Here is a 17,876-nt window from a genome sequence, read left to right as displayed (position 1 = left end):
CGGGGTCTCGTCAACGTTGCGTTGCTCGAGAAAACTTCAGTTCCATGCGCCGTGCCAACAACGAAAGCGGCCAGCACAAGATGAAATAGAGGACGGCCACCGTTCCAAAGACCATGAACGGGCTGAAGGTGGCATTGTTGATGATCTGCCCCTGTCGTGTGAGCTCGGTAAAGCCGATGATGGCGGCAAGCGAAGTGCCCTTGATGAGCTGGACCAGGAAACCGACGGTTGGCGCCACAGCAATCCGCGCCGCCTGAGGGAGCACGATGTAGCGCATCCGGTTATAGTACTTGAGCCCAAGTGCAGTCGCCGCCTCACGCTGGCCCGACGGCACCGCTTCGATGCAGCCCCGCCAGATTTCTCCTAGGAATGCGCTCGCGTGCAGCGTCAGCGCGATCGTTGCGGCAATCCATGGGTTGATGGCAAGGCCAAAGATGTTCATCCCAAAGAACACCAGAAAGAGCTGCATCAGAAGCGGCGTCCCCTGGAAGACGCGGATGAAGCCGAGAGCCGCCAAGCGCAGCGGCCGGACATCGGAGACACGGGCAAGGGCAATCAGCAAACCGCCGATCCCGCCGCCGGCAAAGGCGATCGCCGAAAGCGCGATCGTCCACTGCGCCGCCATGACGATGATGAGGAACTCGTTCCAGCCAAAGGGTCTGATCATCCTGTCGCTCCTATCGGCTCAGCGGGTACTTGAACGCCATCTTCTCGATCGCGGCGAAGATCGCCGAGAAGCCGATCGACAGAGCGAGGTACATCAGGGTGATGACAATATAGACCTCAAAGCTCGCGAAGGTTGCCGATTGCAGGTCGTTGCCGGCAGCCGCGAGGTCGTCCGCAGAGATCACCGAGACAACGCTCGACGTCAGCATCAGGTAGATGAATTGGCTCGTCAGAGACGGATAAACAGTGCGCAGCGCCGGCTTCATGATGATGTAGCGAAAGACCTGCAGCTTCGACAGGCCGAGTGCTGTCCCTGCCTCCACCTGCCCCTTCTGAATGGATTCGATGCCGGCGCGGATGATCTCAGTGCCATAGGCGCCAAAGTTGACGACGAGTGCCAGCAAAGCCGCGCTATTCGGCGAAAGTCGCAGGCCGAGCGATGGCAGACCAAAGAAGATAAAGAAGATCTGGACCAGGAACGGCGTGTTGCGAATGATCTCGATGTAGGCGTTGATGACGAACCGGATCAACGACGGACCAGCAGTCTTGCCCCAGGCGCAGATGATCGAGACGATCAGTCCAAGCAGCATTGCAGCGCAAGACAGACGGATCGTCAGCCAAGCGCCCAGCAGCAACTGGTCAAACGACGCAAATACCGGCGCGAAGTTGAATTCATACACGTGGGCCTCCCAAGGCCGGCGCTCCTCATAACGCCGTTAGATCGATCTAAAATCCAGGCATCGATGAGTCAACCGCGAAGTTGGCCCGCCGGTTTCACGAAGAGGACAGCGGGCTGCAGGAATCGCGGATATGGAGCCTGGTGGGGTTGATCCACCGACGTGGAGGCAAAGCGGGCCGGGCGATACGATCGAGGAGCAGCGCTGCAGCCCGCCGGCCGATCTCGTTGGGTGCCGTCGAAACGGAGGTCAGACGAGGTCGCATCGCTTCGGCATCCGCCACATCGTCAAAACCGATCAGCGAGATGTCACGACCTATCTTCAAACCGCGATCATAGAAGCCGGCGGCCAGTCCATGTGCGACGAGGTCGTTGAAGCAGATCACAGCCGTCGGAGCCTTGCCCTGCGCAAAGACTGCATCGGCTTCCTGAGCGATCTGGTCTACGCGATCGGGAACACGAATCACAAGCTCAGGCTGCAGACCAGACCGCTTCATCGCATCCCGGAAGCCCTGAACGCGCTCCCGATAGGCCGAGTGGATCGGGCCGTGGACCGCAAAGCAAATTGTTCGATGTCCGAGGGAAACGAGATAGTCGACCGCCTCCTCCATTCCCGCAACATAATCTGCACCGGCGTAGTCTAGCTCGTCTGTGACATGTCTCAGTGCCTGCACCAATGGCAACTTCCATCCACTGGCCTGGCTGGCGAGTTCGTCGGTCGTGCCGGCCGCCGGACACAGGATGATCCCATCAACCCCATGCTCCCGCAAACGCTGAAGGACTGCTGCCTGCCGAGAGGGGCCGTCTCCGCTGTTGGCGATGATCATTACCAATCCGGCTGCGCCGACCGAGGCCTCCATTCCACCGAGCAACTCCGCAAAGAAGGGGTTGGTGAGGTTGGGCACGACGACACCTATAGTGTGGCTTCGTTCGGCGCGTAGCCTCGCAGCACCCATATTGTAGACATAGCCGAGCTCGCGCATCGCGGCTTCGACCCGCTGGCGCGTCTCAGTTCCCACCAATGGGCTCTTTCGAACGACGAGTGACGCTGTCGCACGCGAAACATCGGCGTGTTTGGCGACGTCGAGCAGCGTTACCTTGTTCCGTTTCTGATCTTGCCTGGACATCTCTTCGCACCACAGGATCGCCATCGTTAATGGGCATCACGTCAGGCAGCAAGAGCAGCGGCCGGGGTCGGGGAGACCTTATCATCGTCTATGAACAGTTCTTCGATGCGGTCCCGAAGGAAATGCGAGAGGCCGTGGTGTTAGGTGGCGGCGGCGACTACACGCTTTTGTTCAAGATCTACCTGCCCCTCAATTGGGGCATTACAACCGCGCTCGCCATCATCACCTTCATCATGGCGTGGAACCAGTTTCTCTGGCCGGTCCTAGCGGTCACTACCGATGACATGATGACGATCCCCGTCGGGATTACGCAAGTGAACGACGCCTTCGGAGTTTTCTACGCTCGTCTGATGTCTGTGGCCCTTTTGGGAACGATGCCGGTCGCGATTGCCTATCTGATCTTCCAGAAGAAGGTAACAGAGGCGGTTATGATCTCATCAGGTGTGAAAGGTGACGGAAGTGGCAGGACGCCATCCGAAAAGCGCGTCCGGCATTTGTCTTCGCATTGCGAGCCATCAGTTTCACGGAATTTCACAAAGCCATGCCGTTGATAGAAGCTGATTGCCTGGTTGTTTTGCTGGAAGACCCACAATTGCAGGCGACCATAGCTGCGCTTGGCTTCGCCAATCAGCTCGCCGCCTATCCCAAACACCCCCAGTGTGAGAAGTCGGGCGCAAAAGGTGAACCAACGGGCGTGCCGAGGTGAAGGTCCACAAGGGGGCATGCGTCTTGGTCATGCTCAGGCCGCCTTTTCTGCCGAAGGAAAGACTGTCGTCCGACGAACTTCAGGTGATCGTTTTTCCCACTGTCTCGACCGCTCGTTTTCGCACGCCGCGCGCAACGATTGATGCCCCGATGCTGTAGACGCAGCAGCCGAAGGCTTGAAGGCTGAGCGACACCCCCGCGTCGATCAGCAGTCCCATGATAATTGGCGAGGCGCCGCTCGCCAGGACAGCTCCCGCTTCAACCGCAGACCGCACCCGAGCGAGCTCCCTTGCACCGAAAAGATCAACCCACAGGGCGGTGGCGAGGGTGGAACCGAATGCAGCACTGATCGCCATCAGAAGCATGTAGATTGGCGCGACAAGAGGATGGCTCGCAATCCCTAACAGCAGCATGGCAGCCGCCTGCGGCAGAAGGAAGAGTGGGAGTAGCCGCTTTGGACCCCACCGGTCGATGACGGGACCGATCAGGATGAGTGCGGCAGCCTGAACTATGGCAAAGGCCCCCAAACTTCCGGCTACAGTCGCAATGTCCCACCCCTTCTGCTCTGCCAGACGAGCCTGATGAAAGAAGAAGCCCGTCACGACGAAGGGCGTCGCCAGCACAGCAGGCAGTGTCAGCAGGAGGCGACGGTCGCGCCACAGCGGCACTGACGGAGTTGACTCCGTAGGATCGTTAGACGTCCTGCTGCGCAAGGGCATATCTCCCGCGACAGGGAGAAAGCGTAGCGCCACCGTCACCCCGAGAAGAACAGCAGACGCGTTCAGGAGCCAGCCGTTGCGCCAGCCAAACGCGTCCATGACGGAAACGGTGGCAAACGGGAGAATGCCCTGCGACAGGGAGAGCCCGAGCGCGATCAGTCCAAGTGCCTTTCCGGCATCCTGCGGAAATGCCCGGGCCGTTGCCGTCAGAGCGGTGTGCGTCATCAAGCCTTGGCCGCCGAGGCGCAGGAAATAGAACGCGATGGCGAGCGCAAAATAGTTGGGGCTGACGGCGACGAGGATGCAGGCAAACGCGAGCAGGAAAGCGACCGACCAGGTGAACCTGCGAACGGTCGTATAGTCGATCAAACGCCCCGCCCAGGTCAGCGTCATGGCGCTGGCGAAGGTGCCGACGGCATAGGCGGTGCCGAGGCCGCCGTCGCTAAGGTTGAAGGCTTCACGGAAATGGGCGCCAGACATGGCGACAAAGAAGGTTTGGCCGAAGCTCGAGAGCGCCATCAACATCGCGCCGAAGAGCAGCAGCGACCAGTTACGCCGCGAGAAATCTATATAGCTCTTGATCATGTGCCGATGGAAACAGGAGGAGGGTCAGTCGTCATCTAGCGTCGCATCGACTGCCTGCCAGGGCATAAATGGCAACTGCGTCGAGCAGGTCCGCCACATCCAAGTTGTCGGCACGTCCTGCAGGATTGGCGGAGGCGCGATAACGGGTCGTCAAGCATGGACATGAGCGTATGTGCACTCTTCGATCTTTGAATGCGAGGCAAAGAGGCGCCAGCTTTTCGTCTCCGGCACCACCACAACAGTGGCTGCCATCGGTGATCACCAAAACCCGGTTCCTCTTCAACATCTCCTCGATCCTGCGCCTGGCTAAGGGGCGCACCTCACGCACTGCTCGAACGTCGGATCGATCTCCAGGCGGCGGACTGCGATCGGCTCGCCGCATGCGGTGCAGTAGCCATAGTCGCCGTCCCGAACACGCGACAGCGCCATCTCTATTGCCACCTTGCGGTGCTGCCCGCGGCGCGTGAGGTTCTTGGCCATCTCCTGTTGCTGCATCGCATCCGTCCGCGAGAGGCGCCCGACGCTCTGCTGATCGAGTTCGACGGGAGCGCGATACTCCCCGCTTTCCTCGCTCAGCGCTACTGTCTCAGTTCAGTTCCGTCCGTAGCCTTGCCTCGGACTGCTCCACGATGCCAGGATCTTCAATGGTCCGCATCGCATCCTCCCGTATGCATTACCTGATTATGGCGACGGGCACCTTGCAGGAGCGGATCATCTCGGTCGTGGTGGAACCAAGAAACAGGCTGCGCAGCCGTGAATGGCTGTAGGCTCCCGTGACCAGGAGATCGAACTTGTCTCGCTCGATCATCTCCGAGATCACCTTCTCCGGCTCGCCCTGAACCACCTCCGTCTCAACAGGAAACCCTGCAGCCTTGAGAATGATGGAGGCGTCCTCGATCTTCCTCCGGTTCTCCGCCGTGTCGGCTGCCGCCATTACCAGCTTGCAGGGCAGGCCCTGCAGGATCGGATTGCGCGCCACCTGATCGATGGCCTTGAGCGCCGTCGATCCGCCGTCAAACGCGATCAGAACCTTCTGGATCGGCTTGAACGCCCGCGATGCTATGACGATCGCCTTGCGGGTTGAGCGGACGACCCGTTCAAGGTTCGAACCGAGATGTCCTTTGGCGAAGTCGGCTCCTTCGCCTCGCTTCCCGATGACGATCAGATCCGTCTGTTTCTCGAAGTCGAGGACGGTATCAACGAGGTCACCATTGCGCAGCTTCGTCTCGATCTGCGCAACGCCTGCCGCACTAAGCAGATCCTTTGCGCCGTCCAGCAGGAGACGGCCACGCTTGTGGGCGACCTTTGCCTTCTGGGCATCGAGTTCGCTCAGTTCTTCCAGCAGCGCCGTCCTGGCGCCAAGCCCAATATTACCGCTGAGATTGACCGGCTCCGTCGAGAGGTCACGGCGGCCAATCACGTGCAAGAGGTCGACGGAAATGTCGGTGCGGCTGCCAATCCAGGCGACGTGGTCGCAGACGCTCTGAGCGTATTGCGAGCCGTCGATGAGTGCGAGTACCTTTGTCATTATCGTTCCTCCCTCAGTGGCCCATCAGGCGTTCCATGGCGCCGGGCTTGTCATGGATCGCCAGCCTGTCGACGATGGTCTCGCTGGCCTGGTTGAGACCCAGAATTTCGACCTCGGCGCCTTCCCGACGGAACTTGAGCACGATCATGTCGAGCGCGGCAACGCTGGAAATATCCCAGATATGCGCCTGGCTGACGTCGATGGTGACCTTGTCCAAGGCTTCCTTGAAATCGAAGGCATTGTTGAAGTCGGCGACCGAAGCGAAAAAGACCTGGCCCTCGACCTTGTAGGTTCGATGATTGCCATCGGATGAAAGGACCGAGGTGATCCGGAAAATCTGTGCGATCTTCCAGGCGAAGAAAATCGCCGACAGCAAAACGCCAATCAAAACGCCGATTGCCAGATTGTGGGTGTACACCACGCCGATCACCGTCGCGATCATCACGATGGAGGAGGAGCGAGGATGATCTTTGAGGTTCTTGATCGACGACCAGGAGAAGGTACCAATGGAGACCATGATCATGATCGCGACCAGAGCGGCCATCGGGATACGGCTGACCAGGCCACCCAAGACCAGGATCATGAACAGCAGGAATATCCCAGCGCAAAACGTCGATAGACGTCCCCGACCGCCGGACTTCACGTTGATGATCGACTGGCCGATCATAGCGCAGCCCGCCATGCCGCCGATAAAGCCGGTGGCGGTGTTGGCGATGCCTTGTCCAACGCATTCACGGTTCTTGTCGCTCGGCGTATCGGTCAGGTCATCGACGATCTGCGCCGTCATCAGCGATTCCAGGAGCCCAACCGCCGCCACCGCCACCGAATAAGGCAGGATGATCATCAGCGTTTCGAGGTTGAACGGGATGTCCGGGATCAGGAAGACCGGCAGCGTCGAGGGCAGTTCGCCCATATCGCCGACGGTACGGATGTCAAAGCCGAAGAGGATGGAGATCGCCGTCAGGACAACGATGCAGACGAGCGGCGACGGGATCGACTTCGTCAGGTAGGGAAACAGGTAGATGATCGCGAGACCTGCTGCGACCATCAGATAGGTCAGCATCGGGACGTTGATCAGTTCCGGCAGTTGCGCCATGAAGATCAGGATGGCCAGCGCGTTGACGAAGCCGGTCATCACCGAGCGTGAGACGAAGCGCATGACATAGCCAAGCTTCAACACACCGGCGACGATCTGGATCAGGCCTGCGAGCACAGTGGCGGCCAGAAGATACTGCAGGCCGTGATCACGAACGAGCGTCACCATCAGGACGGCCGTTGCGGCAGTTGCCGCCGAGATCATGCCCGGACGTCCGCCAACAAAGGCGATGAGAACAGCAATGGAGAAGGAGGCGTACAGCCCGATCTTCGGATCGACACCGGCGATGATAGAGAAAGCGATGGCTTCGGGAATGAGGGCCAGCGCCACGACAAGTCCGGCCAAAACGTCACCTTTGACGTTGCCGAACCACTCGGATTTGAGATTGCCAAGAAAATCCTGGTTCAAGTTGAGGTTCTCCTGTGCTTGTCCGGCGCCTAGGAGGCCGCCGGTCAGCGAAATGTACGGGGAAGTAGCCGCATCAGCCGTTCAGTCGCGAACGCGCAAGCGAAGCTGGCGGCATCAGTTCAAGACGTGATCAGGCCGTCGCAGTCATTTGGAAGGTCCAATCGGAAGGCTCGCTGCGGTATCTGAAATGAGATGTGCAGGAGTTAGCTGGTTGCCGAGGGATAGGCGCTCGGAGAAGCCACCCGCGAGCGGGTCCGGTTGATGCGCCGCAATATTGCGGGAAACCAAAACCCGATCAAGCGGAAATTTGCGGTGACCGATTCCAGGTTTTGGTCTCGAGTATGGCTCGAGCCGTCATTTTCACTGGCAAGCTGTAACATCCTTCGAGTTGACCAGATTGACGTCAACTTTACCCTGTCTTCAAGCTTCGCCGCATCTTCCTTCCGCTCGCTATAGCGATCCGTCAGATAGGAGGAAGCGTCTCTCGTCAGGATCGTGAACTTCACCAGTTCCTCGCAGACATCCACGACACGGTCGTAATAGGAGGAGGGTTTCATCCTGCCGTCGGCATCGAACTCCTGATAGGCGCGTGCCACCGACGACTGGTTCGGGATGGTGATCATCCGCATCCAGCGACCCAGTATGCGCATCTGGTTCACGGCATTGAAGGACTGGCTGCCTCCGGAAACCTCCATCACCGCAAGCGTCCTTCCCTGCGTCGGGCGTATGGATCCAAGCGACAGGGGAATCCAGTCGACCTGCGCCTTCATGATGCCGGTCATTGCGCCATGCCGTTCGGGGCTCACCCACAGCTGCCCCTCGGACCACTCGGAGAGTTCCCGGAGCTCCTGGACCTTCGGATGGGTCGCAGGCGCCTCGTCCGGAAGGGGCAGTCCCTTCGGGTCGAACATCCGCACTTCGCAGCCGAGGCGTTGCAGCAGACGCCGCGCTTCGTGGGCGAGCAGCCTGCTGTAGGAGACCTCGCGGAGAGATCCGTAGAGGATGAGGATGCGAGGCTTGTGTGTCGAGAACGGGGGCCGCAAGCATTCCAAGTCTATTGCGTGGAGATGCCCTTCGTCCAGAGCAGGGAATGTTTCAGCCAATGCGCTTGCCCCTCTCGTCCAGGACCTGCTCGCCGTCCTCCTTGACGAAGGAGCCCTTGAACGTCTCCGGCAGGATGTCGAGGACAGCCTCGGACGGGCGGGCAAGCCGCGTGCCCAAAGGTGTCACGACAAACGGTCGGTTGATGAGGATGGGGTCCTTCAGCATCGCGTCCAGCAATTGCTCATCGGTCAGGTCCGGACTGTCGAGGCCCAGTTCCGTAAAGGGCGTCCCCTTTTCCCGGATCGCCTGCCTGACCGTCAGGCCTGCATCGGCAATCACCCTCGCCAGCTCGTCGCGTTTCGGAGGGGTCTTCAGGTATTCGACGACCTTCGGCTCGATCCCGGCAGCCCGGATCAGGGCGAGCGTGTTGCGCGACGTTCCGCAGGCCGGATTGTGATAGATGGTGACGTCCATGGTCATGCGCTTTCGCTGAGCGTGTTGCGGGAAACGGAGGGTGCAGCCTCGTACCAGCCCTTCGATCGGTTGACGATCGCCACCAGCATCAGCATCACCGGAACCTCGATGAGGACGCCGACAACGGTAGCAAGTGCGGCCCCGGAACTGAAACCGAAGAGGCTAATTGCGGTTGCCACGGCCAGTTCGAAGAAGTTCGATGCGCTGATCAGGGCGGAGGGACCGGCGACGCAATGCACCTCCCCCGTCATGCGGTTGAGCATATAGGCGAAGCCGAAGATGAAGATGGTCTGCAGGAAGATCGGGCCGGCGAGGATCGCGATCACGACCGGCTGCGCCAATATCTGGTTGCCCTGAAAGGCGAAAAGCAGCACCACCGTCAAAAGCAGCGAGCCGATCGACAGCGGCTGGATCTTGTCCTGGAACCGCCGCATGGCGCGACCGTCGCCGCCCCCCAGGATACGCCGCAGCGCCTGCGCCACGACGACCGGAACCACGATGAAGAGGGCGACCGAGATCAGCAGGGTTTCCCACGGCACGACGATGGAGGATACCCCGAGCAGGATCGCGACGATAGGAGCGAAGGCGAGAACCATAACGGCGTCGTTGAGCGCGACCTGGGTGAGCGTGAACGGAGCGTCACCCCGCGTGAGATTGGACCAGACAAACACCATGGCGGTGCAGGGTGCGGCTCCGAGCAGGATCAGGCCGGCGATGTAGCTGTCGATCTGGTCCGAGGGCAGCAGAGGTGCAAAGAGCCAGCCGATGAATATCCAGCCGAGCACGGCCATCGAGAAAGGCTTGACTGCCCAGTTGGCGAACAGGGTCACGCCCATCCCGCGCCAATGCCTTCCAACTTCGCGGATTGCCGCAAAGTCGATCTTCATCAGCATGGGAATGATCATCAGCCAGATCAGGACGGCGACCGGCAGGTTGACCTTTGCGATCTCCGCCGCACCGATCAACCGGAACAGATCGGGAAAGATCGAACCGAGCGCTATGCCCGTACCGATCGCGAGGGCCACCCAGAGGGTCAGATATCGTTCGAACGTCGACATGTCAGGACGCCTTTTCTTCCAGGTTAGTGCTTCCCTCCATGGAGCCGATCTGCCGCAGCTTTGCCTCAAGCGCCATGCGGTCGATGGATTGGAGGGGAAGAGCGAGGAATGCGGTGATGCGGTTCTTCAGATAGCGGGCAGCCTGAGCGAAGGCACGCTGCACCTCCGCTTCCGTTCCAACAGCGGATGCCGGATCCTCGACGCCCCAATGGGCGGTTACCGGATGGCCGATCCAGACCGGGCATGCTTCGCCGGCCGCGCTGTCGCAGACCGTGAAGATGAAATCCATCTCGGGAGCGCCAGGTTCGGCGAAGACGTCCCAGCTCTTCGAGGAAAAACCTTCCGTCGGATAGCCGAGAACGGCCAGTTCCTTCAGCGCATGCGGGTTCACCTCCCCCTTCGGCTGGCTCCCGGCAGAAAATGCCCTGAAGCGTCCACGGCCCTCCTTGTTCAGGATGGCTTCGGCAAGGATGGAGCGGGCCGAATTGCCCGTGCAGAGGAACAGAACATTGTAGATGCGCTCCGACATGACTTTGTCCTCGGTAACGGTGGATGACAGACATCTGGTTTCCGGCTCACCATTGGCAGCCGGATGACTTCATGAATTCACGACGTGGTCTGGGCGGGCGTTCTGCAGGATGCTGCCTGTACGGCCGGGGCGCATACTTCCGGATGCCCGGCACAGCAATCTTCCATCAGGAAGCGAACCAGGTCTCCGAGCATCCCGATATTCGCGCGGTAGATCATCGAACGTGATTCCCTTTGCTGGGACACCAGTCCGGCATGTTCGAGTTCCTTCAGGTGAAAAGAGATGTTGGAGGGCGAGACGCCTGCTTTCTCGGCGAGCAAACCCGCTGCCATGCCGTCCGGCCCCGCGACGACGAGCAATCGCACGATCGAGAGGCGGGTCTCCTGTGAGAGGGCACTGAAGACACCAAGTGCCTGCTTCTGATTCAACATTTCTACAACCTTTGAAATCTTAATCTGTAGATATCGCGAGTGGCGGGAGATAGCAATGGTGAAGTAAGGCAATATCAAGCGCGGCTGGAGGATCGTGATCACGAAGTCTCAATGCCTGGAGCCGAAGGGGCTCCCGCATGAGACGATGCGCTCCAGAAACACTCTATACGCTGACCCCTTGGACTGCGGAGGCGAGCGGCGCCAGCGCTTCCATCTCCGGTTCGGAAAGCACCAAGGACGCAGCCGCCACGTTTTCCATAAGACGGCTGCGCTTGCGCGTTCCCGGAATTGGCACCGTCTTGACCTTGAGCTTGCGACCTTGAGTGTAAAGCCAGGCCAGCGCGACTTGGGCCGACGACACGTCGCGTGACAACGCAATATCCTCGATCTTTGCGACCAGCAGCATGTTAGCCGCACGGTTCTCGGCTGAGAACCGCGGGAACTGCTGGCGTGCATCGGTGGCCGTCAACGATGTTGCAAAAGCTCGGCCAGTCAGCATGCCACGCCCAAGGGGTGAGTAGGGCACGACGGTCACCCCGAGTTCGGCCGCGGCCGGGACCACGTCTTGTTCGATAGCGCGCGTAAAGATCGACCATTCCGACTGCACGGCTGCGATGGGATGAATGGTATGTGCCGCGCGAAGCTCCGACGCGGTGACCGCAGACAAGCCGAGCCACTTCACCTTTCCTGCCCTGACCAAGTCCGCCATGGCACCGACGGAATCTTCCAGCACCACGCCGTCGGTGCGGCGATGCATGTAATAGAGATCAATAACGTCGGTGCCCAGGCGCTGGAGGGATCGATCGACGGCTGCCCGTATATATTCCGGGCGATTGTCGATGCTCCAGTCATCGGGGCGCTCCGGTGTACGGCGGTAGCCGAACTTCGTGGCGATGATCGTTTGTTTGCGGTGTACCGAAAGGAAGGAAGCCAAGAACTCTTCGTTGGCACCGACACCGTACATATCGGCGGTATCAAACATATTGACCCCGAGCTCTATCGCTCTCTCCAATGTTAATCGAGACTCGGCTTCGTCTGTGTCGCCGTAGAATTCGCTCATGCCCATGCAGCCGAGGCCCTGGACACCGATCATGGGGCCATTCTGGCCGAGCTGGACCTGAGAGAGGGGTGTCTTTTCGCTTGTCATGTCGGATCTCCACATTTTGACAAGCACCGTCTATAAGTGTGGAGTGCACTCCAGGGTCAAGCGTTCATGATGCTCATTTCGGAATTTGCGAAAGCCACGGGTCTCCCGGTCGACACGATCCGGTTCTATATAGCCAAGGGTCTTCTGACACCTGAGCGGAGCCTCAAGGGCGGCTCGAACCGGTACCAACTGTTTAATCCTGAGGATGTGACCGCCGCTCGCATGATCCGGCTCCAGCAGACGCTCGGTTATACGCTGGCAGAAATCCTTGCTCTCAACGAGAAGTACCGAGCGGGCGAGCACTCCCCGGAACAGACCATTGAGGTTCTGGAACTACAGATAGAACGACTTCAGCATCGCAAAGACGCGCTCGAAGCGGCCCTGAGTTTTCTGCGCGGGAAGGTCGCCTGGATAAAGTCCGGAAAGCCGGACCCGGCGCCGCGTCTAGACGACTATCAGTGCTGAACAGACATCCGCCTAACCAAAGTCGGCGACCATATCGACGGTGGCTCCGAGCGGGGCACGTTCTTTCTTGGTCAGCGATCGGAGTCCGATCGCGTTCTGTGTAGGCGATGCCGTGCCGGCTTCTGGCCTAAGCCGGTACCACGGGTGAATATCGCATCGATCTGGGACGCGTTTCGTGAAAACATTCGCCAAAGGAGCACCGCCAAAGCGAACATCACACTCCAGGCGATCACCACATCGGACAGGAAATGGGCTCCGAACACCACTCGGTTGAGTGAGAAGGCCAACGCGACAGTGCCAACCGCGCCGAGATAGAGTTTCGAGTATCTGGGACTGATGAACACAACGAGTGTGAGCAGCGCGAAGGCACTCGCCGCCTCTCCCGAGATAAAGGAACAATGCCTGACGCAGTGATCGGTGAGCTCCCATGGAGGCGTAAAGAGGCCTTACCACCAAACTCTTCGAGTGCTTTTGGACGCGCTCTCCCAACCAACATCTTGATCAGGTGAACGCTCAACCCTGGACCCACTGCAAAGAAAGCAAGAAAAAACAATAATTTGTGCGGCGCAGGTCTATACTTCAGCTGCCTAAGGAACGGATTTGCAATCAACAGCGCCGTTGCGCTACCGATCAAGATCCAGGGGAGAAACCTGTTGAAGTCGCGAACTCCAATAAGGAATTCGTTGGTGAATACGAAGCCAGCGGCAGGCTCCCAGAAGACGCGACTGACCATGAGGTCAAGTTCTGGAACCGCCGCAAAAATCATGGAGGCGAAACCCAAAAGTATAAGCGCCCACGAAAGCAAATTGCGAGTATGATCATCTGCGGTTTGTGAAATTGCATTTTGAAAGTGATTTAGGTGAGTTAGGTTCATCGGTGGTCCCTCGATTGAGGGCCGCGTTCTCTCGTCCGATTGTCAAGATTTGACAGAGGACCGGAGAAGAGCATGTTAAAAATCAGTGAGTTTGACTATGATTTCATCTCTCGTGCTGGTGGTCGAGGACGACGAAGAAATAGCGGCCCTCTTGGAAAAATATCTCGCAAGAGCCGGCTACAGGACGACCAAAGCATCAACAGGCCTCACGGCTCTCACCCATGTACAGCGATTACAGCCGGACCTGATATTGCTCGATATCGGCCTCCCCGATATTGACGGCTTCGACCTTCTGACGAAGGTTCGGGGAAATTCCACCGTGCCAGTGATATTTTTGTCCGCGATGGACGACAGCACGGACAAGTTGCTCGGCTTGAAGCTCGGCGCGGATGACTACGTCACGAAACCGTTCAACCCGCAGGAGGTCGTGGCACGTGTGGGGGCCGTACTCAAGCGAACAAAAGGTATCGCCGGTAGTGAGGTTATCCGGCACGACGCCATCGAGGTCCAACTGGATTCGCACCTGGCGATCGCCTCAACCGAAAAAGGCCGGATTGAACTGCCGCTGACGGCAACGGAATTTCGCCTTTTGGTCTGTTTGATAAGCTCCCCCTTCAAGACGTTTGAAAGAACATCTCTGTTGGACGCGTGTTTGCCCGAAAGCGACGCTCTCGATCGCACCATTGACACGCATATCGCCAATCTGAGGCGGAAGCTCACAGAATCTGGCCAAGACGGGTACATCACGACAGTCCGCGGTATCGGGTATCGTTTCGCGAGGTCGACAGGTGTCTAGACCCGCTCTCTCGACCATGACAGCCGCATTGGCGTCTGTCATTCAACTTGTGACGATAGCGGTGCTTTACGTCGCAGTTGATTGGTATATCGATCACGCTGAAGTAGCTGCCGTTGAAAAGCTCCCTCAGGATGCAAGAGCGGCTTTGGTGAGCCTGAATCGTGGCGAAATCCCCGATCCAAACGCCCTCGCGGCACTCGCGCCCCTTTACCCGCAGTTGGAGGAGGCAACAGAGGCATCGCCCGTTCAGGGTGTCTTGGGTTTCGGTTTCGCACTGATCGTTCTCACAAGCATCATCGGGGTCGTCTTGGCGTACAGGCTCGTGGCGCCGCTGACCCGATTGACTGCGGCCGCGGAAAAGATTCGGCAAGGCGATTTCCAAGTCACTGTCGAACCCGGCGCAACCAAAGAGGTCGAAACGCTGGCCCTAACGATCAATAGCATGGCCAGCGACTTGCTCGCGTTGGAAACGCGTCTGAAATTCAACACGCGGGCGGTCGCTCATGAATTGCGCACGCCGCTTACCGTATTGCAGGGCAATCTGCAGGGCATGACAGACGGTGTGATTTCCGCCAATGAGGAACACCTGCGCGCGCTGCTGGTGCAAACACAGGGGATGTCGCGTCTCGTAGACCAACTGAACACACTTTCATTGGCAGGCACCACCAACTTTGTCACAGCAACCACGACAACCGACTTGGCCCTGCATGTTTCTGAAACGGTGACCTTGTTTCAGACCTCCGCAGGCGGCGCCGTCAAGGTCCGAACCTACCTTCAACCTGCACCGGCGAAGATCGATCCGGACCGTTTCCGCCAGGCTCTTCTCGCTCTGCTCGAAAACGCGCGCAAATACGCCGGTGATGGCGGGCCAATCGAGGTTCATACCGGTTTGGACGAAACCGAGCGCTCCTTCATTTCTGTTCGAGACAAAGGGCCAGGACTGCCGGACTATGTCCAGCACTCCTCCTTTGATATGTTCTGGAGAAGCGAGAGGCTTAACGGCCGTGGTTCAAGCGGATCCGGGCTTGGTCTTACGGTCGTCAAGGCCATTGCGGAAGGGCACAACGCGCGGCTCGAAGTAGGAAACAACGCTGACGGAGGTGCTTACGCGACCATCACGTTCTAGATCCGGGAGAAAACGGCCTTTCTACAAAGCCGTGGGGGATATTCAGAACTGCCCCGATCGGCAAGGCTCTGGAGGCTGGGCGATGACGGGTCCTGGATTGTGGGCGGAGGTCGTAGCCGGCGTCGCGGCTCAACGACACGGTCGTAGACCGCTCCGCAGTGTCGAAAGCTAACAATTGCACACGTCTATGACGGACCGCCTACGCGCTCTTCCCAGCAATGCTCATTGCCGCTAACATCAGGCGCTGAGCAATCAGCCTTTGCCTTCGAAAGGCATGAATGGAGCGAACATGACGAAATTTTTGGTCTCCTTCGTTGCCGCTGTGCTTTCATTGGCCTCCTCGAACGCTGCATCAGCTCAGGACAGCGACCAGTGCTTCAAGATTGCCGCGATCCTCTGCGGCGATGAAGGACTGACACCGTGCATGAGCAAGCCGAACATGATGAGCCAATTACCGCCGAAATGCGTCGGCGACATCCAGCCGATGGTCGAGATGGGGCGTAAAGGCCAGGCAGAGCAGAATGCCCGCAACACGGCCCAGAACGACACTATGACAGGGATGTCCTATGGCGGCGTGCTCAGGTCGGGCCCTGGAATGGAGTATAGACGCGTTGCCAGTCTCCGCGAAGGAGACCAGATCGAGATTCTCGAGGACACGGGCGTCTGGTTCAATGACTACAAGTGGTACGTCGTCGCGACTCCCCACGGCACAGGCTATCACTGGGGCGGCATCTTTCTGTGTCGACCGGGCCACCAAGATCAACGGCATCTTTGAAAAGTGCTAACCTCCTGAGACGTGTACCGCCGTTCGCAAATGCCTTTGCGACCGGCGGCTGTCACTTTTCTCCTCGTAGCGACGATGGATCCAACGGAAGTACGCCGAATTCCGTCATGGTAAGACGCTACTTCAAAGGGTAGAACAGGAGGCCGCCTCGAGGCTTAGATCGGATAGTGGATGTGTCCGTCCTGCACCGTAAGCCAGCGCAACTCGGTGAACTCTGCGATCCCTGCCTTTCCACCGAAGCGCCCATAGCCGGAGTCCTTCACCCCGCCGAACGGCATCTGTGCCTCATCGTGCACTGTTGGACCATTGACATGGCAAATACCGGATTCGATGCGGCGTGCGACGCTCATGGCGCGGTTGACATCGCGGCCGAACACGGCGGCAGACAGGCCGTATTCGGTGTCGTTGGCGACCCGTACCGCCTCGTCGATCGATCCCACGCGAACCACCGAAGCGACGGGACCAAAGCTCTCTTCACCGTAGATGCGCATGGCAGGCGTCACCTTGTCCAGAAGCGTCGCATCCATCAGCGTGCCCTCGATGCCGCCTCCCGCTGCCAGCACGGCTCCTTTGGAGACGGCGTCTTTGATCAAGGCCTCCACCCGCTGTGCCGCCTTCAGATCCACCAGGGAACCCAAGGGCGAGTCACTGCGGCGAGGATCACCTGCCTTCAGTGTGCGCACCTTAGCCGTCATGGCGCCGACGAAATCGTCCGCTATCCGCTCGTCTACCACGAGGCGCTCCGTCGACATGCAGATCTGCCCCTGATTCATGTAGGCGCCGAAGGCCGCGGCCGCGACGGCCTCGTCTATGTCCGCATCGTCCAGCACGACCAAAGGCGCCTTGCCGCCAAGCTCCAAAAGCACCGGCTTCAGATGACGAGCGGCCGTTTGGGCGATGATGCGCCCGACGCGCGTCGATCCGGTGAAGTTGATGCGGCGCACGGCGGGATGAGCGATTAGTTCTTCGACGATCTGGCCGGCATCTTCGGGCGCGTTGGAGATGGCGTTCAACACGCCCTCCGGAAGGCCCGCCTCATGCAGGGCGTCAACGATCAGCCGGTGGGTGCGTGGGCAGATTTCCGATGTCTTCATCACCACGGTGTTACCACAAGCAAGAGGCATGGCGATCGACCGGACACCCAAGATGACCGGTGCATTCCACGGCGCCATGGACAGAACCACGCCGGCGGGCTGGCGGACGGCCATCGCTAGACTTCCGGGGCGGTTGGAAGGGATAACTTCACCTGTGATCTGCGTCGTCATCGAGGCCGCCTCGCGCAGCATATCGGCCGCCAGACCGACATTGAACATCGCCCAGCCTGCGGTTGCACCGGTTTCCTCCGCCATGGCAGCAACGAAATCCTGCACCTTTTCCTGCAGGCGATCGGCGGCTGCCATCAGCAGCTTGCGGCGTTGACCCGGCCCGGTTGCAGCCCAGACTGGAAAGGCCTTGGCTGCGGCATTGGCAGCCTGACGCGCTTCATCAACGGAGGCTGCGGCAACCGTCGATGCGACCTCCCCCGTAATGGGGTTCATGCGATCGAAGGTCCGGCCGTCGGCGGCTTCCATCTCGATGTTGTTGATCTTCAAGCCCAGGATGCTCATGCGGTTCTCCAATGTTCTTGTTTTGAGGTGA

17 protein-coding genes, 3 pseudogenes and 1 other annotated feature are annotated in these 17,876 nt (G+C 59.2%); of the genes and pseudogenes, 5 read left to right on the top strand and 15 right to left on the bottom strand.

Annotated elements, in window-relative coordinates; translation table 11 throughout:
• Window positions 1-10: 10 nt before the first annotated feature.
• The 3 genes from LXM96_RS12505 to LXM96_RS12495 form a co-directional block, all read right to left on the bottom strand.
• Window positions 11-667: an amino acid ABC transporter permease gene (locus LXM96_RS12505; RefSeq protein ID WP_239998880.1), complete on the bottom strand. Its 657-nt coding sequence runs from the start codon at window positions 665-667 to the stop codon at window positions 11-13.
• Between the two features lie 10 nt (window positions 668-677).
• Window positions 678-1,346: an amino acid ABC transporter permease gene (locus LXM96_RS12500; protein ID WP_239998879.1), complete on the bottom strand. Its 669-nt coding sequence runs from the start codon at window positions 1,344-1,346 to the stop codon at window positions 678-680.
• Window positions 1,347-1,440: 94 nt separating this feature from the next.
• Window positions 1,441-2,469 (bottom strand): LacI family DNA-binding transcriptional regulator, encoded by a 1,029-nt coding sequence (locus LXM96_RS12495; RefSeq protein WP_239998878.1) that lies wholly within the window; start codon window positions 2,467-2,469, stop codon window positions 1,441-1,443.
• 77 nt (window positions 2,470-2,546) lie between these two features.
• Between LXM96_RS12495 and LXM96_RS12490 the strand changes: the two are divergent.
• Window positions 2,547-2,921 (top strand): annotated as a pseudogene (locus LXM96_RS12490) (ABC transporter permease subunit); the annotation flags it as partial.
• Window positions 2,922-3,254: 333 nt separating this feature from the next.
• On the opposite strand, the gene LXM96_RS12485 reads toward LXM96_RS12490, so the two are convergent.
• From LXM96_RS12485 to LXM96_RS12440, 10 genes and pseudogenes are all read right to left on the bottom strand, one after another.
• Window positions 3,255-4,478: an MFS transporter gene (locus LXM96_RS12485; RefSeq protein WP_239998877.1), complete on the bottom strand. Its 1,224-nt coding sequence runs from the start codon at window positions 4,476-4,478 to the stop codon at window positions 3,255-3,257.
• A 306-nt stretch (window positions 4,479-4,784) separates the two neighbouring features.
• Entirely contained in the window at window positions 4,785-4,958 is a 174-nt protein-coding gene (locus tag LXM96_RS12480; RefSeq protein WP_239998876.1) for a TraR/DksA family transcriptional regulator, read from the bottom strand.
• Between the two features lie 193 nt (window positions 4,959-5,151).
• Entirely contained in the window at window positions 5,152-6,006 is an 855-nt protein-coding gene (locus LXM96_RS12475; RefSeq protein ID WP_239998875.1) for a universal stress protein, read from the bottom strand.
• A gap of 13 nt (window positions 6,007-6,019) precedes the next feature.
• Window positions 6,020-7,510, bottom strand: a complete 1,491-nt coding sequence (locus tag LXM96_RS12470) for a SulP family inorganic anion transporter (RefSeq protein ID WP_239998874.1) — start codon at window positions 7,508-7,510, stop codon at window positions 6,020-6,022.
• Between the two features lie 208 nt (window positions 7,511-7,718).
• Window positions 7,719-7,769: a sequence feature (sul1 is cis-regulatory element that is thought to sense ions involved in sulfur or methionine metabolism; They are found in Alphaproteobacteria), on the bottom strand.
• A 136-nt stretch (window positions 7,770-7,905) separates the two neighbouring features.
• Window positions 7,906-8,592 (bottom strand): annotated as a pseudogene (gene arsH / locus LXM96_RS12465) (arsenical resistance protein ArsH); the annotation flags it as partial.
• 13 nt (window positions 8,593-8,605) lie between these two features.
• A complete protein-coding gene (arsC, locus tag LXM96_RS12460) occupies window positions 8,606-9,034 on the bottom strand; it encodes an arsenate reductase (glutaredoxin) (RefSeq protein WP_239998873.1) in 429 nt (142 codons plus the stop codon).
• Complete coding sequence (gene arsB, locus LXM96_RS12455; protein WP_239998872.1) at window positions 9,031-10,086, bottom strand: ACR3 family arsenite efflux transporter; 1,056 nt, start codon at window positions 10,084-10,086, stop codon at window positions 9,031-9,033. The genes arsC and arsB overlap by 4 nt, the downstream gene beginning before the upstream one ends.
• 1 nt (window position 10,087) lies before the next feature.
• Window positions 10,088-10,615 carry an arsenate reductase ArsC gene (locus LXM96_RS12450; RefSeq protein WP_239998871.1) on the bottom strand — a complete coding sequence of 176 codons (528 nt, stop codon included), beginning with the start codon at window positions 10,613-10,615 and terminating at the stop codon, window positions 10,088-10,090.
• A 77-nt stretch (window positions 10,616-10,692) separates the two neighbouring features.
• Window positions 10,693-11,043 (bottom strand): ArsR/SmtB family transcription factor, encoded by a 351-nt coding sequence (locus tag LXM96_RS12445; RefSeq protein WP_239998918.1) that lies wholly within the window; start codon window positions 11,041-11,043, stop codon window positions 10,693-10,695.
• A 166-nt stretch (window positions 11,044-11,209) separates the two neighbouring features.
• Window positions 11,210-12,193 carry an aldo/keto reductase gene (locus tag LXM96_RS12440; protein WP_239998870.1) on the bottom strand — a complete coding sequence of 328 codons (984 nt, stop codon included), beginning with the start codon at window positions 12,191-12,193 and terminating at the stop codon, window positions 11,210-11,212.
• A gap of 66 nt (window positions 12,194-12,259) precedes the next feature.
• Between LXM96_RS12440 and LXM96_RS12435 the strand changes: the two genes are divergently transcribed.
• Entirely contained in the window at window positions 12,260-12,658 is a 399-nt protein-coding gene (locus LXM96_RS12435; RefSeq protein ID WP_239998869.1) for a MerR family transcriptional regulator, read from the top strand.
• Window positions 12,659-12,729: 71 nt separating this feature from the next.
• Here LXM96_RS12435 and LXM96_RS21845 read toward each other — a convergent pair.
• Window positions 12,730-13,056, bottom strand: a pseudogene (locus LXM96_RS21845) (phosphatase PAP2 family protein); the annotation flags it as partial.
• 573 nt (window positions 13,057-13,629) lie between these two features.
• Here LXM96_RS21845 and LXM96_RS12430 point away from each other — a divergent pair.
• From LXM96_RS12430 to LXM96_RS12420, 3 genes are all read left to right on the top strand, one after another.
• Entirely contained in the window at window positions 13,630-14,328 is a 699-nt protein-coding gene (locus tag LXM96_RS12430; RefSeq protein WP_239998868.1) for a response regulator transcription factor, read from the top strand.
• A gap of 16 nt (window positions 14,329-14,344) precedes the next feature.
• A complete protein-coding gene (locus LXM96_RS12425) occupies window positions 14,345-15,454 on the top strand; it encodes a sensor histidine kinase (RefSeq protein WP_262913638.1) in 1,110 nt (369 codons plus the stop codon).
• A 289-nt stretch (window positions 15,455-15,743) separates the two neighbouring features.
• Window positions 15,744-16,229: an SH3 domain-containing protein gene (locus tag LXM96_RS12420; protein ID WP_239998864.1), complete on the top strand. Its 486-nt coding sequence runs from the start codon at window positions 15,744-15,746 to the stop codon at window positions 16,227-16,229.
• Between the two features lie 164 nt (window positions 16,230-16,393).
• Here LXM96_RS12420 and LXM96_RS12415 read toward each other — a convergent pair whose 3' ends face one another.
• Entirely contained in the window at window positions 16,394-17,845 is a 1,452-nt protein-coding gene (locus LXM96_RS12415) for an aldehyde dehydrogenase (protein WP_239998862.1), read from the bottom strand.
• Window positions 17,846-17,876: the final 31 nt, after the last annotated feature.

The sequence above is a fragment of the Rhizobium halophilum genome (genome assembly GCF_021648825.1).
Lineage (GTDB): Bacteria > Pseudomonadota > Alphaproteobacteria > Rhizobiales > Rhizobiaceae > Neorhizobium > Neorhizobium halophilum.
This window is presented reverse-complemented; position numbering and strand designations above follow the sequence as displayed.

Bases quoted from the DNA above. Each gene is read 5' to 3' on its own strand.
- LXM96_RS12475 (WP_239998875.1), bottom strand. From the start codon at position 6,006: ATGACAAAGGTACTCGCACTCATCGACGGCTCGCAATACGCTCAGAGC.
- LXM96_RS12485 (WP_239998877.1), bottom strand. From the start codon at position 4,478: ATGATCAAGAGCTATATAGATTTCTCGCGGCGTAACTGGTCGCTGCTG.
- LXM96_RS12425 (WP_262913638.1), top strand. From the start codon at position 14,345: ATGACAGCCGCATTGGCGTCTGTCATTCAACTTGTGACGATAGCGGTG.
- LXM96_RS12415 (WP_239998862.1), bottom strand. From the start codon at position 17,845: ATGAGCATCCTGGGCTTGAAGATCAACAACATCGAGATGGAAGCCGCC.
- LXM96_RS12435 (WP_239998869.1), top strand. From the start codon at position 12,260: ATGATGCTCATTTCGGAATTTGCGAAAGCCACGGGTCTCCCGGTCGAC.
- arsB (WP_239998872.1), bottom strand. From the start codon at position 10,086: ATGTCGACGTTCGAACGATATCTGACCCTCTGGGTGGCCCTCGCGATC.
- LXM96_RS12430 (WP_239998868.1), top strand. From the start codon at position 13,630: ATGATTTCATCTCTCGTGCTGGTGGTCGAGGACGACGAAGAAATAGCG.
- LXM96_RS12505 (WP_239998880.1), bottom strand. From the start codon at position 667: ATGATCAGACCCTTTGGCTGGAACGAGTTCCTCATCATCGTCATGGCG.
- LXM96_RS12440 (WP_239998870.1), bottom strand. From the start codon at position 12,193: ATGACAAGCGAAAAGACACCCCTCTCTCAGGTCCAGCTCGGCCAGAAT.
- LXM96_RS12420 (WP_239998864.1), top strand. From the start codon at position 15,744: ATGACGAAATTTTTGGTCTCCTTCGTTGCCGCTGTGCTTTCATTGGCC.
- LXM96_RS12480 (WP_239998876.1), bottom strand. From the start codon at position 4,958: ATGGCCAAGAACCTCACGCGCCGCGGGCAGCACCGCAAGGTGGCAATA.
- LXM96_RS12495 (WP_239998878.1), bottom strand. From the start codon at position 2,469: ATGTCCAGGCAAGATCAGAAACGGAACAAGGTAACGCTGCTCGACGTC.
- arsC (WP_239998873.1), bottom strand. From the start codon at position 9,034: ATGACCATGGACGTCACCATCTATCACAATCCGGCCTGCGGAACGTCG.
- LXM96_RS12450 (WP_239998871.1), bottom strand. From the start codon at position 10,615: ATGTCGGAGCGCATCTACAATGTTCTGTTCCTCTGCACGGGCAATTCG.